The 19,608-nt window shown below is 44.5% G+C and carries 17 protein-coding genes and 1 pseudogene; 6 read left to right on the forward strand and 12 right to left on the reverse strand.

Annotated elements, in window-relative coordinates:
• The first annotated feature begins 71 nt into the window (after nt 1–71).
• A complete protein-coding gene (locus ACRRSW_RS06105; protein WP_432454082.1) occupies nt 72–839 on the forward strand; it encodes a substrate-binding periplasmic protein in 768 nt (255 codons plus the stop codon).
• A 210-nt stretch (nt 840–1,049) separates the two neighbouring features.
• Here the strand turns inward: ACRRSW_RS06105 and yjfF are convergent, their stop codons facing one another.
• From yjfF to ACRRSW_RS06125, 4 genes are all read right to left on the reverse strand, one after another.
• The gene (gene yjfF / locus ACRRSW_RS06110; RefSeq protein ID WP_432458880.1) at nt 1,050–2,051 is read right to left on the reverse strand and encodes a galactofuranose ABC transporter, permease protein YjfF; all 1,002 of its coding nucleotides are present in this window, start codon (nt 2,049–2,051) and stop codon (nt 1,050–1,052) included.
• A complete protein-coding gene (locus ACRRSW_RS06115) occupies nt 2,051–3,136 on the reverse strand; it encodes an ABC transporter permease (RefSeq protein WP_432454080.1) in 1,086 nt (361 codons plus the stop codon). The genes yjfF and ACRRSW_RS06115 overlap by 1 nt, the downstream gene beginning before the upstream one ends.
• On the reverse strand, nt 3,133–4,647 hold the full coding sequence (locus tag ACRRSW_RS06120; RefSeq protein ID WP_432454079.1) for a sugar ABC transporter ATP-binding protein: 1,515 nt from the start codon (nt 4,645–4,647) through the stop codon (nt 3,133–3,135). The genes ACRRSW_RS06115 and ACRRSW_RS06120 overlap by 4 nt, the downstream gene beginning before the upstream one ends.
• Nucleotides 4,648–4,718: 71 nt before the next feature.
• Nucleotides 4,719–5,696, reverse strand: coding sequence for an ABC transporter substrate-binding protein (locus ACRRSW_RS06125; RefSeq protein WP_432454078.1), 978 nt, complete (start codon nt 5,694–5,696; stop codon nt 4,719–4,721).
• A gap of 764 nt (nt 5,697–6,460) precedes the next feature.
• Here ACRRSW_RS06125 and ACRRSW_RS06130 point away from each other — a divergent pair.
• Nucleotides 6,461–8,482 (forward strand): hypothetical protein, encoded by a 2,022-nt coding sequence (locus ACRRSW_RS06130; RefSeq protein WP_432458881.1) that lies wholly within the window; start codon nt 6,461–6,463, stop codon nt 8,480–8,482.
• A 59-nt stretch (nt 8,483–8,541) separates the two neighbouring features.
• Here ACRRSW_RS06130 and ACRRSW_RS06135 read toward each other — a convergent pair whose 3' ends face one another.
• On the reverse strand, nt 8,542–9,315 hold the full coding sequence (locus ACRRSW_RS06135; RefSeq protein ID WP_432458882.1) for a class I SAM-dependent methyltransferase: 774 nt from the start codon (nt 9,313–9,315) through the stop codon (nt 8,542–8,544).
• Nucleotides 9,316–9,380: 65 nt separating this feature from the next.
• Nucleotides 9,381–9,545, reverse strand: a complete 165-nt coding sequence (locus tag ACRRSW_RS06140; protein WP_432458883.1) for a hypothetical protein — start codon at nt 9,543–9,545, stop codon at nt 9,381–9,383.
• Between the two features lie 59 nt (nt 9,546–9,604).
• Here ACRRSW_RS06140 and ACRRSW_RS06145 point away from each other — a divergent pair, with 59 nt between their 5' ends.
• On the forward strand, nt 9,605–10,906 hold the full coding sequence (locus ACRRSW_RS06145; RefSeq protein WP_432458884.1) for a DUF1835 domain-containing protein: 1,302 nt from the start codon (nt 9,605–9,607) through the stop codon (nt 10,904–10,906).
• Between the two features lie 191 nt (nt 10,907–11,097).
• Here ACRRSW_RS06145 and ACRRSW_RS06150 read toward each other — a convergent pair whose 3' ends face one another.
• From ACRRSW_RS06150 to ACRRSW_RS06175, 6 genes are all read right to left on the reverse strand, one after another.
• Nucleotides 11,098–12,711 carry an EAL domain-containing protein gene (locus ACRRSW_RS06150; protein ID WP_432458885.1) on the reverse strand — a complete coding sequence of 538 codons (1,614 nt, stop codon included), beginning with the start codon at nt 12,709–12,711 and terminating at the stop codon, nt 11,098–11,100.
• A gap of 86 nt (nt 12,712–12,797) precedes the next feature.
• Nucleotides 12,798–13,406: a cache domain-containing protein gene (locus ACRRSW_RS06155; protein WP_432458886.1), complete on the reverse strand. Its 609-nt coding sequence runs from the start codon at nt 13,404–13,406 to the stop codon at nt 12,798–12,800.
• A gap of 152 nt (nt 13,407–13,558) precedes the next feature.
• The gene (gene arsJ / locus ACRRSW_RS06160) at nt 13,559–14,782 is read right to left on the reverse strand and encodes an organoarsenical effux MFS transporter ArsJ (protein ID WP_432458887.1); all 1,224 of its coding nucleotides are present in this window, start codon (nt 14,780–14,782) and stop codon (nt 13,559–13,561) included.
• Nucleotides 14,779–15,786: an ArsJ-associated glyceraldehyde-3-phosphate dehydrogenase gene (locus ACRRSW_RS06165; RefSeq protein WP_432458888.1), complete on the reverse strand. Its 1,008-nt coding sequence runs from the start codon at nt 15,784–15,786 to the stop codon at nt 14,779–14,781. Before ACRRSW_RS06165 ends, arsJ begins: the two co-directional genes overlap by 4 nt.
• Before the next feature lie 19 nt (nt 15,787–15,805).
• On the reverse strand, nt 15,806–16,306 hold the full coding sequence (locus ACRRSW_RS06170; protein ID WP_432458889.1) for a phosphatase domain-containing putative toxin: 501 nt from the start codon (nt 16,304–16,306) through the stop codon (nt 15,806–15,808).
• Between the two features lie 8 nt (nt 16,307–16,314).
• Complete coding sequence (locus ACRRSW_RS06175; RefSeq protein ID WP_432458890.1) at nt 16,315–17,184, reverse strand: metalloregulator ArsR/SmtB family transcription factor; 870 nt, start codon at nt 17,182–17,184, stop codon at nt 16,315–16,317.
• Between the two features lie 525 nt (nt 17,185–17,709).
• Here ACRRSW_RS06175 and ACRRSW_RS06180 point away from each other — a divergent pair.
• The 3 genes and pseudogenes from ACRRSW_RS06180 to ACRRSW_RS06190 all read left to right on the forward strand — a co-directional run.
• Nucleotides 17,710–18,453: pseudogene (locus tag ACRRSW_RS06180) on the forward strand (SIS domain-containing protein); the annotation flags it as partial.
• A gap of 328 nt (nt 18,454–18,781) precedes the next feature.
• Nucleotides 18,782–18,967 carry a cyclic-phosphate processing receiver domain-containing protein gene (locus ACRRSW_RS06185; RefSeq protein WP_439037769.1) on the forward strand — a complete coding sequence of 62 codons (186 nt, stop codon included), beginning with the start codon at nt 18,782–18,784 and terminating at the stop codon, nt 18,965–18,967.
• 23 nt (nt 18,968–18,990) lie between these two features.
• Nucleotides 18,991–19,299, forward strand: a complete 309-nt coding sequence (locus ACRRSW_RS06190; RefSeq protein WP_432458891.1) for a hypothetical protein — start codon at nt 18,991–18,993, stop codon at nt 19,297–19,299.
• Nucleotides 19,300–19,608: the final 309 nt, after the last annotated feature.

Consider the following 19,608-nt stretch of genomic DNA (forward strand, 5'->3'; position numbering starts at 1 on the left):
TTTAATATCCTTACTTGATGTTATTCTTTACGCTTGATTTAAGCTTCACTGTGACCACGAGGATCCGGTTTGTGACGATAAGGAAAGCTAGTCGCTTAGTGGTTCTTTTCATAGGTTTTTTTTATTCCCAGTTTATCTATTCGACCCACTTGAATTTAGCAACTTTAGATGATTTTAAACCCTTCGTTTGGTGCAATGGTGCTGGGGCGCAAGGGATTGACGTGGAAATTATTAGGGAGTTAGCGCGACGAACAGGCTTCACTTTCAAGATTCGCTGCTACCCTTGGGCGAGGGCCTTAGAGAATGTCCAGTATGGAGTTTCTGATGGTGCATTTTCAGCATTTAAAACTGAAACGCGAGAGCGTTATGCATTTTTTAGCAATACTCCGCTTCATGTGAGTACATTTAAAGTTTTTGTAAGAAAAGACCATCAATTTGTTTTTAATCAGCTTGAAGATTTATATCAGCGCAATATTGGCTTAGTTCGCAATTTTACAATCAGTAGCACATTTGATCAGGCTGTGCAGCGCGGACAGATTCATGTAGAAGCGGTGGTCAATACCGAGCAGAATATAAAAAAACTGATTAAAGGACGGATCGACGCTTTTATTGAAAATGAGTATGTGGCTCTTTATACCATCAAACAGATGGGTTTGAGTGAACAGATTGTTGCCTTACCCAAACCGGTTATTCAACCTCGAGAAGCCTATTTGATAGTCTCTAAAGCTGCCAAGTATGACCGCAAATCTGAGGTTATGGTGACGTTGAATCAGACGCTGTCTGAGATGATGAATGATGGTAGCATTAGCCAAATTACGGCTCATTTTATCTCGAAATAAATCGTTTTGTTTACCTTTCCAGCTTCATCTAGAGCTTAAGCTTGGCTATTATCACCGCAAAATTTTTTGGTGTACATTGGCTTAGCATCTTTGCCTTACAAACTAAGCTTAAACATCTCCTTGTTCATATTAAGTCTGCGATTTAGCATCTCTAATTTGCGTTGAGCAATCCAGTTTTACAATGAAATACTGGATTGCTGGGCGAGTCACTTATTGTTCGGAGGGCGAGGCTGCTCGGTTTTGCCAATAGCCTGAGTAGCGATCCACGACAATCACAATTAGTTTTTGCAATACAATAAAGAAAAACAATAAGGCTCCAATGGCTATCTTGGTCCACCAACTGTTTAAGCTGCCATCGAAAGCGATGAGGGTTTGAATGACTCCTTGGATCATTCCGCCAAAGAAGGTGCCAAGCACAAAGCCGACCCCACCACTAAGCAAGGTGCCGCCAATCACCACGGCGGCGATCGCATCTAACTCCACGCCAACTGCTGCTAGGGGATAACCAGAACCAGTATAAATGGCAAATACAATTCCCGCTAAGGCGCTAAAAAAACCACTCAAGGCGTAGATCTTAATGGTGGTTTTTTTGATGGGTACCCCAAGTAATTGCGCCGAGACGATATCGCCACCATAGGCGTATACATTCATACCGAAACGTGTTTTGCGAGACACCACAATACCAACCGCTAAGGAGAGTAGCATCACCAAAGCAATGAAGGTGAGGCCGCCGCGTCCTGGTATTTCAAGATAGAAGTCGGAGAGGGCAGTGATAAATGGATGACTAATTGCCACCGAATCAAGATTGATCAGGAAGGCTAAACCACGTAAGAAAAACATGCCCGCCAGGGTAACGATAAAGGCTTGAATTTTAAAGGTGTAAATAATGTAGCCAACAATGCAGCCATAAAGGCTACCAATAATTAGCGCCAAGCCGATAGCGAAGAGAGGGTGAAGTCCTAAGGTGGTCACCAGGTGCGCAAAAAATACACCAATGAAGGCGATCATCGAGCCTACCGAAAGATCGATACCACCAGCAAGGATCACAAAGGTCATGCCGATGGCGGTGGTAATCACGAAGGCGTTATCGGTTAATAGATTGGTGAACACCAAAGTATCTCTAAATCCGGCATATTCCACCATGCCATAAGCGTACAGAGTCACGAATACGACAATGGTGGCGAGTAACGGGAGGGTTCGCTCATTTAACATTACGCTGACTCCTTATTCTTTTTAAATAACTGCTTGAACTTATCCTGAGTGGTGGACGATTGGATGAGCAGAACCAGTAGGATAATAGTCGCCTTCACGATGAGATTGTATTGTGCTGGAATACCACTGGTTAAGATGGCGGTGGTTAGCGTTTGAATAATGAGTACCCCAATCAGGGTGAGGCCTAAATAGATCCGTCCGCCAGCTAAGGAAGCACCGGCAATGACCACCGCTAAAATGGCATCAAGCTCTAACCATAAGCCAGCATTGTTGGCATCGGCACCGCGAATGTCAGCCGCGAGTATTACCCCTGCGAGGGCAGAGCAAAGGCCTGAAAACACATAGGCGAGCGTGATGATTTTTTTCGACTCGATCCCAACTAAGCGTGAGCTGGTCGGGTTGGCTCCGACCGCTTCCAGGAATAATCCTAAGGCGGTTTTGCGGATCACTATTGCCACTAATAAGGCAACGCCGAGCAAGATCCAAACTCGCGTAGGAAGTAGCCAAATGAACTCGTTGCCGAGCAAGTTGAAGAAGTCGGAATGGAAGGTGACAATTTGGCCACCGGTAATCATCTGTGCAATACCACGTCCAGCCACCATGAGAATAAGGGTGGCAACGATCGGTTGCATTCCGACATAAGCAACGAGCAGTCCATTCCATAAACCAAAGGCTAACCCACTGGCAAGCGCGATCAGCAATATGTAGATGGGGGATAAGTCGCTTGTGCTCAGTAAGACCGCCATCACTGCACCAGCAATCGCGGTGATGGCACCTACCGAGAGGTCGATGCCACCAGTTCCGATCACCACAGCCATGCCGAGGGCGACTAAAGCCGTTGGCATACCGCGATGAATAATGTCGATTAGGCTCCCATAGAGGTGGCCATCAACCATTTTGAGTTGTAAGAAACCTGGTGAAAGAATCGCCGTTGCCACGAGGATTAACACCAAGGCGATGATTGGGCTCATTGTTTTAAGATTGAGCCGTTTTTGCTTAGGCATGGTTTGTTCTACTTTGTCATTGGCGCTGAGTTGTAGTTTGACCGGATGTTCGATTATTTTGGCGGAGTTGCTGGATTTCATTGTGCGATTGCCTCAATAATTGCGCTGCGATTGATCTCTTCGCCGCTAAGTTCTGCGACCATTTCCCTATCTCGCATTACTAATACGCGATCGGCAAATACCACTAATTCTTCTAGCTCGGAGGAAACGACCAACATGCTCATGCCTTTTTCACAGAGCTTGCGGATCAGCAAAATGATGTCATGGTGAGCACCTACGTCGATCCCGCGAGTGGGCTCATCCAGGATCAAAAGATTAGGCTCGGTGATTAACCAACGTGCTAGGATCACTTTTTGTTGATTTCCGCCGCTGAGTTCAGCCACTGGCCGCTCGACATCGTGAGTCGCAATATGTAGGCCCTTGACCATTTCATCGACCAGTTGATTTTGCTTCGCTTTAGTGATTTGTTTTAACCAGCCTTGGCGGGACTGCAGAGCGATAATGATGTTTTCGCGCACGCTGAGTTCGGCGATTAAACCTGAATGCTTGCGATCTTCTGGGCATAGTCCAAAGCGTTGCTGCATTGCCTGTTTGGGAGTATTGATGGTGACGGCTTGATTATTAAGCGTAATTTTCCCACTATCCGCATGGTTTACGCCGTAGACTAATTCCACCAGTTCAGTGCGTCCCGAACCGAGTAAACCGGCGAGAGTCACCACCTCTCCTCGGCCAACTTTTAAGTCCACAGGGGACAAGACATTGTGTTTGGCTAAGCCTTCAATTTCTATATATTTAGGAAATATTTTAGGACAGTTATCATGATGCTCATGATTCCGATTTAAATCACCGAGTTCATGACCAACCATATGTTGTATGAGGGCTTCACGGGGCAAGTTTTTGGTCTCAAAACTGCCGACATGTTTGCCATTGCGTAATACGCTAATCCTATCGCAGACTTGATAAACTTGATCTAAGAAATGGGTGACAAAGATAATGCCGATGCCCTTTTGTTTTAGTTGGGTCATTAAGGCAAATAGTCGAGTTATTTCTTCTTTATCCAGGCTCGCGGTAGGCTCATCGAGGATCAGCAATTTGGCTTCAAAAGATAAGGCTCTGGCGATGGCAATCATTTGTTGAATTGCGACTGAAAAACTACCGAGTAAACGATTGGGGTCGATGCTTAAACCCACCACTTTGAGCATCTCTTGAGCGCGTCTTTTGGCTTTGTGGGTGTCAATTAGGCCCCATTTTCGAGGTTGAGATTGTAGGGTTAAATTCTCCATCACAGTCATGCTGGGAACTAAATTTACTTCTTGAAAAACGGTGCTGATCCCGGTGCGTTGAGAATCTCCCACGCTTTTGTTATTAATTTTTTTACCATTTAAATATAATTCACCAGAGTCTCGCTGGTAAACACCGGTAAGTACTTTAATAAAAGTGGATTTTCCAGCACCATTCTCACCGAGTAAGGCATGAATATGCCCTGCTTCTACCTGAAGACTCACCTTATCTAAGGCTTTAATCCCACCAAAGGAAATTGTAATGTCTTTCGTCGATAGTAGCGGCGGGGGGACTGCAACAGCTTGATTCATCGCTAAGCTCCTAACTAACATGGCTTGGTAAGCACCGTCCATTGGTGCTTACCAAAGCGACTTGGTGAGTATTACTTACGTTTTTGGTATTCGGTGGCAGCTGTATCAGGTAAGTAAAGTGGACCGTTGGCCTTAATCCATTTAGGAACCTCTTTGCCAGCAGCCGCTTGTCGAATGGCTTCAAACGCTGGGCCACCTAAATGTGGATTAAGTTCGATAGTGGCGTTTGCTTCACCCTCTGACATTGCTTTAAAGATATCTGGAACAGCATCAATGGAAACGACTAACAAATCTTTGCTGGGTTTAAGACCTGCTTCTTTAATCGCTAGAATTGCGCCTAAGGCCATATCATCGTTATGTGAGTAGACGGCACAGATATCTTTGCCACCGTTTTCGGCTTTCAAGAAACTCTCCATCACTTCTTTACCGCCTGCGCGGGTAAAGTTACCGGATTGTGAACGAATAATTTTCATATTTGGAAAGCTTTTAATGACCGTTTCAAAACCAGTTTTTCTATCGATGGCCGCAGAAGAACCAACGGTGCCTTGCAATTCTACGATGTCACAGTTACCTGAAGTTTTCGCCGCTAACCAAGCTGCCGCTAAAGAACCTTCTTCGGTAAAATCGGAGGCTATTTTGGTTAGATATAGCGATGGATCGGCATTCACGCCACGGTCAATTAATACCACCGGAATTTTGGCGCGCTTGGCTTCTTTTAATACCTGATCCCAGCCGGTTTCAACCACTGGTGCGAGTAAAATTCCATCGACCCCTTGAGCAATATAAGAGCGAACGGCCTTAATTTGGTTCTCTTGTTTTTGTTGGGCATCGGAAAACTTTAAATCGATGCCTTGGCGTTTGGCCTCGGCTTTAATGGATTCAGTTTCCGAAGTTCGCCAACCACTTTCCGACCCGATTTGTGAAAAACCATAGGTTTCAGCAATTGTCACGCCTGAGGCTAGCGGCAGGGCAATAGCCAAAATTGCAGGTAGAAGCCGTTTTAACGGATGATTGCCTGTATTACTCGAAGTTACTTTGTTTATTAACATTTTCATTCCCTTTTTCATCAATACCAGCTTTGAATCATCATCTTAACTACTTGTTTTTAATGACGATGAAAAGGGTATAGCACTATTGCAAATTAACACAGTGCATCTAGCTGAAACGTCCATGTTATTGACCAGAACATACTAAGTGAACACTCAAAAATATGAGCTTGTTCAAATATTACGTAATGACAAAATTATTGTTAAATGAATGTTTTGTATTTGTTAATGCCTAGGGGTGTTGTCGATTGTCGCTTGTAATTTTTTTCGCTGTACTGGTAATCAAAGTTAGCTATTTATCAATATAAAGGTTTCTGGTTTCAAATTAAGTTACTGATTTTTATGTTAATTAATGGTGTGTTTCAAATATGACAATGATTGTGAGCTGTCGGTTTTGCGACAATTTCTAAAAGATCAAATCTATGTAATTGGCTTATCAGTGGCTGGTATAAAGATTGCTTAGTCATCAGTGCTCAGTATTAGTGATTTGATGTGACACACTCAAAAAATTGAGATAAATACACTGGCTTGCCAATATTTGATAGGGGTAAATACTTGTATTTTATAGCAAGGCTATATTTTGTTTCGCTTTAGGGGCTGTTGGTCTTTGGTTGTCGTGTTTGTCGCTATTGTGACTATTTGTCGCTCATTTCGGTGAAGTGATGCTGTGAAATGTAGCAATTTTGATGAGTCATCTGGGTACGGGACATCAATGAGCTATATAAGCGCTGCCTGCGTAAATGGATTTTTTAAGGAGTTTTCAAGGAATGGAATCATTAGTTGAAGCGCATCAAACTCGGCTGATGTCGGTAATGCCTCAAGTAAAACAATATGAAGCAAAGCTGGATGCGTTAAACGCTTGGTGGGATAAAATCACATTAGTGGGCAAAATAAATAGTTACAACCTTGCCGCCACGATTTTAGATGATATGCAAAATACCAAGGAAAAGTTTGGAGAATTGCATGGCAAGTTAATTGACAATTTACTTTTGGAGCATCTACAAAAGCTGGTTGTAGATAATACTTCCAAGTCACAGGTTGCCATCGACATTTTAATTCGTAACCTGTTTGAACGCACTGCCGATGTTGGCTTTTTGGCGACAGACCAAGATATTCGAATTTTTCTTGAACAGCGTGAAAAGACTCAAAGTCATCAGGCTTTTATGCAGCAGCGCTTGCAAGAATATGTCGAAAAATACTCTGTATATGATGAGATTATCCTGCTGGATACCAATGGCCTGGTATGCGCGCATTTAGATCCCGCTAATCCAATTACGCATTGTCACGATCCTTCGATAGCGGCGACCTTAGGTAGTCATGACGATTATCTCGAAACATTTGGTTATAGTGACTTACAACCCAAGCGACGCCAATCGTTAATTTATTCGTGTAAGATCACGCGAACTAATGATCCTCATTCCGAGCTATTGGGGGTGTTGTGTTTATGCTTTCGTTTTGATGATGAGGTCGATGGTATTGTTGGTGGTTTATTGGCTGACAGCGATAGTGAAATACAGCTAGTGGATAAGGAAGGTTGTGTGATCGCGAGCAGTGATCCTCAGTTCGTCGCTGTTGGTAGTTCATTTCAGTACCAAAATCGGCCACGTATGCTTCATTTTCAGGGGAAACACTATCTTGTTAATTCGACTCAGACTCACGGTTATCAGGGGTTCTTTGGTTTGGGGTGGTGGGCTCAGGTGCTCACACCGATTGAGCAAGCCTTTAAAATAGAGCGTGAGGCCGACATCGAACTGGACAATCAAGACGTGATTAATTCAACTCGCTTGTTTTCTAGTGTACTAAAGGAAATTTATACAGCTTCCAATGATGTGAACGAAGATCTCAGTCTGGTCGTTCTCAATGGAAAAATAACCGCAGCACGCCAGAATGCGGTTGAGTTTGTACCAGTATTGGAAGAGATTAAACAAATCGGCGAAAATACGGCGAGTATCTTTTCTGCATCTATCCGCAATCTTCAAGCTACGGTTGTGTCATCAAAAATGAACGATCTTCAGTTTATGGCGACATTGGCGGTCGATATTATGGACCGTAACTTATACGAACGAGCAAATGATTGCCGTTGGTGGGCGCTGACTTCAGATTTTCGGCGGATCTTAGCGAAACCAGTCATCAGTGATGAAGATCTGACTTATATGGAGCAAGTTTTAAGTTATATTAATGAGCTCTACACGGTCTACACTAATCTTTATTTATTTGATAAAAATCAGATTATTATCGCGGTTTCTAATCCTCAGCAACGACATTTTATTGGCCAGTCAGTGAGCGACCAAAGTGGGGCGAAGCAAGCCTTATCGCTACAAAACTCTCAGCAATATAGTGTCTCTCCTTTTATGGCAAGCGATTTGTATGCGCAGCAATATACCTATATTTATAATGCTGCGGTGAGTCGTTTGGATGCGGATTGGGAAGTGATAGGAGGGATTGGTATCGTATTTGATAGCCAACCCCAATTTGAAGCGATGTTAAACGATGCGCTACCTAAAAATGAAGTGGGTAGCGTGAGTGTGGGAAGTTTTGCTTTGTTTGTTGAGCGTCATAGTAAAATGATCATCTCTGCAAGCGCTCAAGCTCCGCAACGGCAAGGGGAGTATCTGGCATTGGATGACGGCTTGTTTGAACTGATTCCGGGAGGTAAGCATGCAACAATCATCGATTATATGGCAAAGCCCTACATTGTTGGGATGGCCGCTTCAAAAGGCTACCGGGAGTATAAAACGACCGAAGATTATCAAAATGATGTATTGAGTTTTATCTTTGTTCCGCTGTAGTGTTTTAAGGTATCGAAACAGAGTTGAGCAGTGAGTTTCGATGAAACCCACTTGGTAAGTTATGCGCTTTTTCGAGCCACGATGCTATAGACCAGCGGCGATTCGTAATGCTCGTGTTCATAATAAAATTGACCGGGTTCGCGCTCTACCAGATCTTCGAAGCAGTTATAGGGGCTGTAGTCATATTCTTTCAATTGCTCAATGATTAAGCCGGCTTTGATTAAGGCATTCACAACATCGGAGATTGGGTGACCCCAAGTTAGCATGGGGCTGACTTCACCATCGTCATTCTCGGTATAGCTGCCTTCTTCATCAAGATCAGCTTGTTCGCGGTGAAAATATCCATAGCCACTGATCAGGTCATGCACTGGATGAAACTCTGCCAGACACAGCTTGCCACCCGTTTTTAAACTTGCTGCAACCACCTGTGCCCACCGCTCGATATCGGGTAGCCAGCACAGCGCGCCATAAGAGACAAATACCCAGTCATGAATAGGACGGGTCACTTCGCCGTAATGGTAAACATCATCACAGATAAATTCGACCGTTTGCTGAGTTTGCTCGGCAAGCGCTTTTGCCTGTTGAATGGCTTCGCTCGATAAGTCCACCGCGGTGACTTCGGCACCTAAACGCGCCCAGGATAGGCTATCTAAACCAAAGTGGCACTGCAGATGTAATAGTTTTTTGGCGCTGACGTCACCGATTAAATCACGTTCAATTGATTTTAGTGAGCTGTTTCCGGCTAAGAAACCAGCCACATCATAAAACTCGGAATCAACATGTAAAGCGGTACGTTTATCCCAAGCGGCTTTATTTAAGGCTAAGTAATCCATGATTATTCGTTCAATAGAAATCGTGTTGCCTAGTTTACGTGAGTTTGTACTGAAATAAATCAAGATTATGTCAGGGCCGATTTGTCTTCTGGTGGTAAAAATAGCCATTTACTGTGATATGAAGATATTGCTAACATGTTCACCGAGGCTTGCTCTAAGCCGCCAGCTCGCGGAAAGGTGTGAATCACCAAGGGATTGACAAGGTCGCCACCAATAGTCGTGGCCAACAATCAGTTTATTTACCTTCTTTTCTGGTTGCGAGTACAGAACAATAGAGAATGGTGAATTTATGTCCAGTCGAAATGCATTTGTATTAAATTTAAGTTACCTCAAAGCTCAAGCCAAACGCCGTCTGAAGCTAATCAAATCGGGCAATGCCGAGCAATATCAGATTTTTCGCCGTTATCATCCGCAAGCTCATCACCTAGAAGGTATTAAGTTAGCTGATATTCAGTTGGTGATTGCGCGTGAGCTTGGCCTTGCTTCCTGGGCGGCCTTGAAAGTACATATCGAGCAGCAAAACCAGCACCTTCAAGCCATAAGCTCTGACGCCGCCCCTCTGGATGCTGAGCTCAATACCCTGCATATTCGCTGCGGCCATGATTTACAGCACTTATTACCAAGGGCTGGATTTAAAGGGGACTTTTTGGCCTGGATAGACCCTTATTGTCTTGGGCCGTTAAATCTTGATGAAGCGACCCTATTAAGAGTAAGGGCCGAATTTGTGGTTCAACATTACCTATCGGAACTGACGCCGCAGGACGCCGATATTGATGCCGTGATCGCTGGTGAACGAGCCAAGCGTGCACAACTTAATGATCCACAATACCAGCAAATTGTGCTGTGGCTGGAGCATGATAATTACGACCAGTTGATGATGATTTATCTGTTAGCCATTATGACTCCAGCTTTATTGAGTAAAACCAAGATCATCGAAGTGAACCAGTTTCCCGGAACCAGCCGTTATGTGGGTTTAGGACAACTCCCAGCGCAAGCCTTAAGGAGCGTTTGGCAAAGTCGCCAAAGCGCGACCACAAAGATGCAGGGGTGGGCCAGCAGGGTTTGGCATGCCTTGTGTCAAGATAATCCTGAGGCCATTGTGGCGATTCTCAACAGCGATATCGATCATTCTTTTAAGCAAATCAAGCCTGTATTAATGCGTTACTTGCAAGAGCTACCGCATATGACAAATGGTCTTTCACTTACCCAGCGTATAGCGCTGCAATTGTTAGCGGAAGCGGGGGAACAAGGGCTAATTTTTCGCGCCTTGTTTCACGCCTACCAGCAACGAGAGTCTTTGCCCTTTTTAGGTGACCTCATGTTCTGGGCGCTGATTAAACCCTTAAGCCAAGGGGAAGCCCCTTTAATTGATATTCATCGGCTTGCTGGGGAAGCATTTAGTTCGGCGAGCTTAACGATAAACACCGAAGGCTTCAGTTGCCTGCAAGCTCGAACAAAGTGGCTGGGCGTGGATTATCAGCTTGGCGGGATGAACATTTCATCGCAAAACGCTTGGCAATGGGATCACCAACATTTAGCTAGTTTGAATTATCGCCATTGGCATCAAGATTTGCTTGGATCGGTAGAATGATTAAACCGGCTTGCTATGTTAAGACGCTAACATTTGTAGCGTATTAAGCTGAAACTACATAAGGTTCTGTCCGAGGAGCAACGCTTGGTCGGGTCCCGCTTTTGCTGGTGGTTGCGGTGTCACCAGCAAAAAATCGATGAGGGAGGCGGTTTACTCTGCGATTGTAGAGTGGTTTGTGCTTGCTCATCATATTAATTTTTTAAGAATTTTTTCAGCTCATTGATTCTCATGGGTTTGGCGAATAACCATCCTTGACCAATTGCATCTGGTACTCGGTCATAGATATAGGCCAATTGTTGTTCGGTTTCGATACCCTCAAAAACCACCTGTACTTGTAGATGATCTAACATACTAAAGATCCCTTCCATGGAAATACTGTTAACGGTTTCGGTATGGATGGCCTGAGTGAAAATTTTGTCGACCTTTAGTTCGGTGGGCTCTAACGTCGATAGCCAAGAAAGGTTTGATAAGCCAGTACCAAAATCATCAATTGAGACGAGATAGCCTTGTTGTTTGAGTTCTTTAGAAAAACGCGACATTTTGTCATTGTTATTGGTGGTGGTTTCGGTAATTTCTAAGACAATTTGTTTGCGTTGGAAATTATATTTTGCGGTTTGATGGTTGAGAAAGGTAATAAAGGAATCGTTGCTGAGTAATTCTGCGGAAACATTAAGGCTTACGGTTAATGAAGGGAACTTTTCTAAAGTAGTGCTCATTTCTCGAAATACATAGCTAACCATTTTCTTGGTTAAGGTCTCGATGAGTCCAGAACTTTCGGCTACTCGGATAAATACTTCCGGTGATACCATGCCTAATTTGGGGTCATTCCAGCGGGCTAAGGATTCTACGCCAATCACGGTTTTGGTTTCTAAGTCTATCTGTGGTTGATAGACCGGATAAATATGATCCCTGCAGATCTGTTTTTTGAGTCGACGCACAAAGGCGCGAGGCCCAACCCGAAAAGATTCGATCATGATGGCGACGGAAATACTCAGCAGAATAATGATTGCAGAAATAATTAAAAACTGGCCGATGGGAAATTTGTATAAACCGAGCCGCATATCTACTGATGTTACACAGAGATTGTACAGTTGGTTACAATGGGTATAAGTAATAAAATGACCAGGCAAAGGTAACCAATCTACCCATGAGTTTTTATGGGTAATGGTTGGCTCGATGGTTCGTGGTAATAGCTCACCGTAATAACTATAAATATATCGCTGTTCTGCTTCGGCATAAATAACCCCCCCCATTCCACGTATGTTGAAGTAGCCTTGCCTGGTTAATATTAAAAAAGGCGTGGAAATAAACGCCACTGTACTGTTTAAGCCAATGATGGGTTGGTCTTCTTGGGTTCTAAATAAGTCGGTTTGAGAATTCCAGTAATGCGTCCCATCGGCAGTGATGGCATCCGCTAAAGACAGATCATAAGGGTGGGAAAGAATACCTTGTTGTGCGGTGCAGATTATTTTACCTTGCTTGATCCTGCCTAAATCGCCAATGAAGAAGTAGGTCTGTTTAATTTCATTTAACTGGCTTAGGTCTGGTTCGCTACATGGCTCGCCCAAAGGCGTTTGAGCGAGGTTTAAGCCAGTTTGCAGATGAAAAGCGACTTGTTCTGCACGAGTGAAATTGATGAAGCTATAAGAGCGAAGCGTGTCTAAGCTAATTGACATGATAATGGCATGGATGATTAGACTGAGGATGAATACAATCAAGCTTGTAAGTAACACAATATTGATTGTCGAAGGTTTGGTTAATCCATATTGTGAGTGAGATGCACTAAATAAAATCGGGTTCAACATTCTTGCTGCCTAATGGTCGTATGCGCTTGGTGCAAATCAAAAGCGCTTGCTTTGTTTATGAATCTGCCCCGATATGTTTGGGATTGTTAAAACTTAGCACGAGATCTTCGTATAGAGTAAATAAATGTCATAATGATGACCACCATTGAAATGACAATTGAAATGAGAAACTTGCTAATGTATGTAAACAGAGTGTTATCCACATCATCTAAATAAATTCCCATTCCGATAACCCACTTCCATTCGGGGATTTCAGTGACACCATTAATTTTCCATGTTCTGGTATTGTTTGAGGGTTTGATATTTGTTTCAACCACATAAAGAATATCTTCATGGGCTAAGTTTTCCATGTGTCGCACATAAGATTTTTGAATTTGGCCAATCACTCGCTCTCTGATATGGACTCTGGCGATGGCATTGTTATCATTGGCCCATAAATAAGAGGCGCCATATCGCATCCCTGAAAGAAACTTTATAATTTTTTGGTCGGTTTCAGCTTTGCTAAGTAGCCCTTGATGATACTGCTCTATGTAAATGGCAGATTGTTGCCGTGCAATATTCAGTACCAATTCAATTTCTTGTTTTTTGGCTTCAATCAGACTTTCTTTGAAAGTGTAAAAGCCGGTAACACCAACTGAGATAAACCCTAGTAACATTACGGTCATTAAAATTGCAAATGCTTTAATGTCTTTCATTCAGTGACTCTTTCTTGATTATTATTAAATAAAGATAGTTAATAATATGTAGTTGTGCAGATACTTTAGTCCTATTTTTACCGTGAAATTAATACGTTAAATGTCATTATTGACTATAGCTACGGTGCTCTTAAGAGGCGAAGATTTACAATTTAATCGCCAAGTTGATTGGGACTAGTTTGAGGCAACTTTAAGCTGATCACGCAGGTCAGCACTAGCATCGCCAGGGAAATCCATAAACAGGCAGAAAGCCCCGCGAGCTGATACACCGCACCCGATAACAGCGTCCCCAGCAGACGTCCCATGGCATTGGCCATGTAATAGAAGCCCACATCCATCGACACCCCATCCTCGCTGGCGTAACTGACGACCAAGAACGAATGCAAGGATGAGTTTACCGCAAACACCGCACCAAATAAGATGAGTCCGATAACGATGCTAAGTTGTTGCTGCCAAGCTAGTTGCAGTAGAGAAGCCAGCAGCGCGGTCACGATACAGAGTAAAGCGACCCAGGTGACTGCGGCTGCGCGCCCCGGCATGTTGCCGTCGCTATTACCGATGAGACGTGGCGCCAAGCCTTGAACCAGCCCGTAAGCGATCACCCAACTTGCCATAAAACTGCCAATTTCCAGTTGCGACCAGCCTAAATTCGCGCCCAAAAATACTGGCAGCGCGACTACAAACCACACGTCGCGAGCAGCAAACAAAAATAGTCGGGCTGCCGCCAGCGTATTAATTTGCGGGCTTTTGGAAAACAGCTGGGAAAACTTTGCCTTATGTTTCGCTTTACCTAAATCTTTGGCTAATAGTCTGCTACTTAGTGAGAGCACGAGTAACAACACCGCAGCCATTGCCAACATCGAATATTGAAATCCAATCCAGTGAAGCAGCGCGCCGCCGAGGAAAAATCCAAAGCCTTTTAAGGCGTTTTTAGAACCCGTCAGGATGGCGACCCATTTAAATAAACGCTGTTGTTGTTGGCTTTTCACCAGCGTTTTGATGCTGCTTTTGGCGCTCATTTTATTTAAATCTTTAGCAATGCCCGAGAGCGCTTGAGCCGCCATGACCAGTGGCACCGATAAATACTGGTTTGGTAAGGCAAGCGCCAGTAAGGCGATCACTTGCAAGCCAAGGCCAATATTCATGGTGTTATTGAGGCCAATACGCGCACCTAACCAGCCGCCAACGAGGTTAGTGACTACCCCGAAAAACTCATAAAACAAAAACAGCATGGCAATTGCAATGGCCGAATAACCAAGCTGATGAAAGTACAACACTACCAACATGCGTAGCGCACCGTCGGTGATGGTGAAATTCCAGTAGTTAAAGGTTACTAACAGATACTGTTTAAGGGCCTGCGGCAGCGGGTTGCTCATTGGTCGGCTAAGCCCACTTTACGAATGAGTTCGCTGGTGCGGGTGGCATAACCCATTTCGTTGTCGTACCAGGCATAAACTTTAAGCATTCGTTTACCAATCATCATGGTTGAGGGGGCATCAATAATGCTGGAGCGTTGGTCGCCTTTATAGTCGATGGAGACCAGCGGTTTTTCTTCATAGCCCAAAATGCCTTTCAGCTCGCCTTCGCTGGCCTGCTTAAATAACTGGTTTACTTCAGCAGCCGTACTATCACGCTCAAGGGTAAAGACCATGTCAGTCAACGAGGCATTGGCCAGGGGAACTCGCACCGCATGTCCATTGAGCTTGCCTTCCAGCTCCGGGAAAATTTCACAAATCGCTTTGGCGCTGCCAGTGGTGGTGGGGATTAACGACATACCGCAGGCGCGAGCACGACGAAGATCTTTGTGCGGGGCGTCTAAAATGGTTTGGGTATTGGTTAAATCGTGGATGGTGGTCATGCAGCCCGACTCGATGCCAATATGCTGCTGAATCACTTGGATCACTGGTGCTAAACAGTTGGTGGTACAGGAGGCCGCGGTAACAATTTGGTGTTGAGCCGGATCGAAGATGGCGTCGTTCACTCCCATCACAATATTGGCGATGTCCGCGGCTTTGACAGGTGCCGACACCACCACGCGCTTCACGCCTTGGGCTAAATACGGCGTCAGTAAATCTTTCGCCCGATGCACGCCAGTAGCATCTAGCACCACATCGCAGCCTGACCAATCAACCAGCTCAAGCGCCTCTTGCTGAAAACAAGGGATGGTATGGCCTTCAATGACGATGCCCTGCGCATTATGACGAACAGAGTTTGACCAACGTCCTTGCACTGAATCAAATTCGAGCAGGTGGGCTAAGGTTTCGGCATTGCCGGCCACATCGTTGATACAGACAAACTCTAACTCTGGCCAGTGGTAAGCGGCGCGCAGCGCAAGGCGGCCGATACGCCCAAAGCCATTAATTCCTACTCGTATGGTCATGCTGATTTCCTTTGTCTAATTATGCTGATTTGGCGAATTGTTGAATGTATTCCAGCTGAGCGGGCACACTGAAGGCATTTGGCCGAACCGCCCTAATTTTAGCGATGCAGTCCTCTAATTCAAAACCCAGCGCCAACATGATCCGCGCGGCGACTAAACCAGTGCGGCCGCTACCGCCCTTGCAATGCAGTGACAAACTCATGCCATTATTGATCAGCTGGAGGAAGCGGGGGAGCACGCTTTGAAAGTGCTCTTCCCAAGCTTGGTCGGGGACAGTGTCATCTTCGATGGGAAGGTGAAACCATTGCATGTCGTAGGTGACCGCGTGTTTTGGTAAATCACGGACTTGCATATCGGCGAGCTCTTGTTTGGTCATCATCGTTAGTAGTGCTGGGCTGTTTTTGTAACAAAGCTGCTGCAGCGAAGTTGACAGGTCGACGCCTTGGGTGCCGGGGCAGGGAGTGAGTAGCAATTGCGCGTGGTCGCTCAGGTCGACGGCATAAATAGGATGTGAAGACATAACTTACCTTATTGTGGATTGACTAATAATGGATGACTCATGGGCTTTGTCGTTTGCTTGATTTCGGCTGGCGCTTCGAGTTGCAAGGCTCTGAGCCGAAACAAGGGCAGATTAATGTAACTGGGGTTGGCGAGCCGGGTAGTGGCCAGCGTTTGTGTGACCCAGGCAGGCAAGCAGGGATGAAGATGATAAAAAATTTGTTGACCCTGGCGGGTAGTCGCCACCAGTTGGCAGTCGCGCAGCAGTGCCAGATGCCGCGAAACCTTCGGTTGACTCTCTGCCAAGGCGTGGCTTAACTGGTTCACACTGAGGCATTGTTCATCTTCAATCAGCATCAGTATTTGGAGTCGGGTATTGTCGCTCAACTGCTTAAAAACATCGATGGGGCTCAGTTGCAGTTGCTCAGTGATGGGTTGGTTAAAGCGAACAAACTCTGAAATTAACTGTTCCAGTTGAGTAAATACCTCGGCAAACTTGTCCATTCCGGCACTGGCGGCAGGATCGGCTAAATTCCAATGCATCATGGCTTTGCTGCTTGGCAAGTTAACACATTGTTGTTTTGCGCTATCACACAGGGTAATAATGAAATCAAACTGGGTTTCGGCTTGGCTATCACGGGCTTGTGTTGCTAAGCGTTGACTAACCAATTGGTCGATGGTTTTACTGTATAACTTGCTGGCCGATAAGTTCTGCTGTTTAAGTAGTTGTATGCTTCGCGGGTCGACCCCCTTGGGCTGGGTACCGGCGCTAAAGGCAATAAAATGCTCAGCGTAACGCTGGTTGACCAGCGCTTCGGCGAGTTGCGAACGAGCCGCATTGGCGGTACACAAAAATAACAGACTTAACATCAGTGCCACAATACATATGAATAAACGCATATACGATAAATCATATGTTTCTACTGTGCAAGAGAAAGCGCTGAAGATTTTTCAGTGTGTGTAGGTTTTGCTTACAGTGTAATTATTTACAATCGAGAGTAATCGTTTAAAAAAATGAGCTTACAAACCTATCATGCTTAATGTGGTATCTGGTGATACCTAAGCGAGCGATTTGATGGTTTTTACCTTGTTGTCTCTCAAAATATTCCAGCTACACCCTTAACTTGTTTCTGCCCCGTTCTGTGTTAGCAACGGGGTAAAAGCTTTCGCCTACGGCGACGTCGTTAAGCTTCAACGAGCAAAGCTTAGCGAAGCAAAAAGAAAGCTCGCCCTGCATCTTCTTAAACCCTGCGTTGCTTATTCTCAAGGGCGTTGAAGTAAACACTACGCTCAAACAGACTTCAACTTTGCTCCCTTGTTCATTTGCGCGACTCGGCGAAGATGATGGGATTTAAAAGCGTAATCTTGGCTATCGAGAGTGTGAAAGGTTTTTGTTTTTAGAATGGGTGTCTAGTTTATTTTTCGGCGAAAGAGCAAGGCTACACTGCCAGCTTAACCATTTGTAACGTGGAAGGCTCATCATTGGTACGTGAATCTGACATGGCTTATATGATGAAAGCGGGTGCCGAAATAGGAGTAGCTTCCACTAAAGCCTTTACCGTGCAGTTGGCGGGTTTATTAATGTTGGTGGCGGCAATTGGTCGCAGGAAAGGTTTAAGCGAAGAGGTCGAGCAACAAATCGTTGGCGCACTGCTGGCGCTGCCGGCCAAGATTGAGCAAGCCCTCACCTTGGATGGTGCCATCGAAGAATTGGCCGAAGACTTTGCCGACAAACAGCATAGTTTGTTCTTAGGCCGTGGTACTCAGTATCCGATTGCCATGGAAGGCGCGCTGAAACTAAAAGAAATTTCCTACATTCACGCCGAAGCCTACGCCGCAGGTGAATTAAAACACGGGCCGCTAGCCCTGATTGATACCGACATGCCGATTATTGTGGTTGCGCCAAATAATGAACTGTTGGAGAAACTTAAGTCTAACGTTGAAGAGGTGCGGGCTCGGGGGGGTATTTTATATGTATTCGCCGACAAAGAAGCCAAGTTTGAGAGTGATGAAACCATGCGGGTGATTAACGTGCCGCATGTGGATGAGTTAATCGCGCCGATTGTTTATACCATTCCCTTGCAACTCTTGTCCTACCATGTTGCGCTGATTAAGGGCACCGATGTTGACCAGCCACGTAACCTGGCCAAGTCGGTCACTGTGGAATAGCGACTCACTGGTGATGGTTCAAGCTTGTGGGAGAGGAATAAAGTCTCATACCAAGTAATAAAGATTCATACTAAGTATTAAGGTTTCATACCAAAATGGCAGCAATCATATAGGCTTGCTGCCATTTCTATATTAAAAATGCCCGAAATGCGTTTCGATAGAGGCAAATTCTAGTACTCAATTTTGCAACAGCTTGTTGCAAAATTGAGTACCTTTTGCAAAAACGAGCTGACAGGCAAATTTTTACCCCAAAACTGTAGCCCCCAAGAAGCATCAAGAGACACCTGAAGGGTGAGTAAGAGTATATTGGTCGGAGGAAGCCATAGAATTGCTGAAAACAGGTGAAGTAACAGAAATTAGCTTAGACCATGATCTCGGAAATGATGACCACGGCACTGGATATGATGTTGTGCTTTGGATAGAAGAGCAGACATTAAAAACATCAATCATATTGTTCAAAGGCATAACAAGTCACCGTTGGCTTAAGTTCATAAGTATTGCTAACGTTAATTAATAATACTAACCAAGAGTATGTATATGAAAATTTATGGAAAACAATATGTTGAGACTATAATAGATAGTGTCCGCGACGTTTGTGGTGAAAGCCTAATGGTAGACGTAAATGGCCATAAAATTGAAGAAGCAGGAAAACTCAATGCTCAATGGGGATTCGGTTCTAAAGAAGATGGTACCTGCTATCACCTAGATTTATGTGAAGGCTGTTTTAAAGTTGCTCTTTCCGCGCTAAAGGAGCATCGCAGAAGTATTGTCATGTTTGACGAAAGCCAAGAGCTTCCAGATGAAAGTTTTGGTATTGATAAGTCTAAGGTGCCTTTTAAACCATAATAATAAAATAAGCTTGACCTCAATGAATTTCTCAGGGGGAGCATTCAACAAAAGGTGCTTCCCGAAACCTCTTTATAGACTTGTTATTTGCCCCTTAAAACTAGGGATAAGACTATTTTCCAGCGCCTAAGTCAAACAGGGGAGGTGTCAGAATGCTTAGAAAATAACATTGAAAAGCCTATTGTCTCATCTGAAAGGGGATAACGCTTTAGAAGAAGATAAGACATGATATGGCAATCAACAATAGTTATTAGTAACGGCTATTTTTTTAAGAGGTTTGTAAATGAGCGCTTGTTACCCTAAGGGCTT

It is taken from the genome of Agarivorans sp. QJM3NY_25 (assembly GCF_050870875.2).
Lineage (GTDB): Bacteria > Pseudomonadota > Gammaproteobacteria > Enterobacterales > Celerinatantimonadaceae > Agarivorans.

Coding starts and splice junctions, on each gene's coding strand:
- yjfF (WP_432458880.1), bottom strand. CDS start 2,051: ATGTTAAATGAGCGAACCCTCCCGTTACTCGCCACCATTGTCGTATTC.
- ACRRSW_RS06115 (WP_432454080.1), bottom strand. CDS start 3,136: ATGAAATCCAGCAACTCCGCCAAAATAATCGAACATCCGGTCAAACTA.
- ACRRSW_RS06120 (WP_432454079.1), bottom strand. CDS start 4,647: ATGAATCAAGCTGTTGCAGTCCCCCCGCCGCTACTATCGACGAAAGAC.
- ACRRSW_RS06125 (WP_432454078.1), bottom strand. CDS start 5,696: ATGTTAATAAACAAAGTAACTTCGAGTAATACAGGCAATCATCCGTTA.
- ACRRSW_RS06130 (WP_432458881.1), top strand. CDS start 6,461: ATGGAATCATTAGTTGAAGCGCATCAAACTCGGCTGATGTCGGTAATG.
- ACRRSW_RS06135 (WP_432458882.1), bottom strand. CDS start 9,315: ATGGATTACTTAGCCTTAAATAAAGCCGCTTGGGATAAACGTACCGCT.
- ACRRSW_RS06145 (WP_432458884.1), top strand. CDS start 9,605: ATGTCCAGTCGAAATGCATTTGTATTAAATTTAAGTTACCTCAAAGCT.
- ACRRSW_RS06150 (WP_432458885.1), bottom strand. CDS start 12,711: ATGTTGAACCCGATTTTATTTAGTGCATCTCACTCACAATATGGATTA.
- ACRRSW_RS06155 (WP_432458886.1), bottom strand. CDS start 13,406: ATGAAAGACATTAAAGCATTTGCAATTTTAATGACCGTAATGTTACTA.
- arsJ (WP_432458887.1), bottom strand. CDS start 14,782: ATGAGCAACCCGCTGCCGCAGGCCCTTAAACAGTATCTGTTAGTAACC.
- ACRRSW_RS06165 (WP_432458888.1), bottom strand. CDS start 15,786: ATGACCATACGAGTAGGAATTAATGGCTTTGGGCGTATCGGCCGCCTT.
- ACRRSW_RS06170 (WP_432458889.1), bottom strand. CDS start 16,306: ATGTCTTCACATCCTATTTATGCCGTCGACCTGAGCGACCACGCGCAA.
- ACRRSW_RS06175 (WP_432458890.1), bottom strand. CDS start 17,184: ATGCGTTTATTCATATGTATTGTGGCACTGATGTTAAGTCTGTTATTT.
- ACRRSW_RS06190 (WP_432458891.1), top strand. CDS start 18,991: ATGAAAATTTATGGAAAACAATATGTTGAGACTATAATAGATAGTGTC.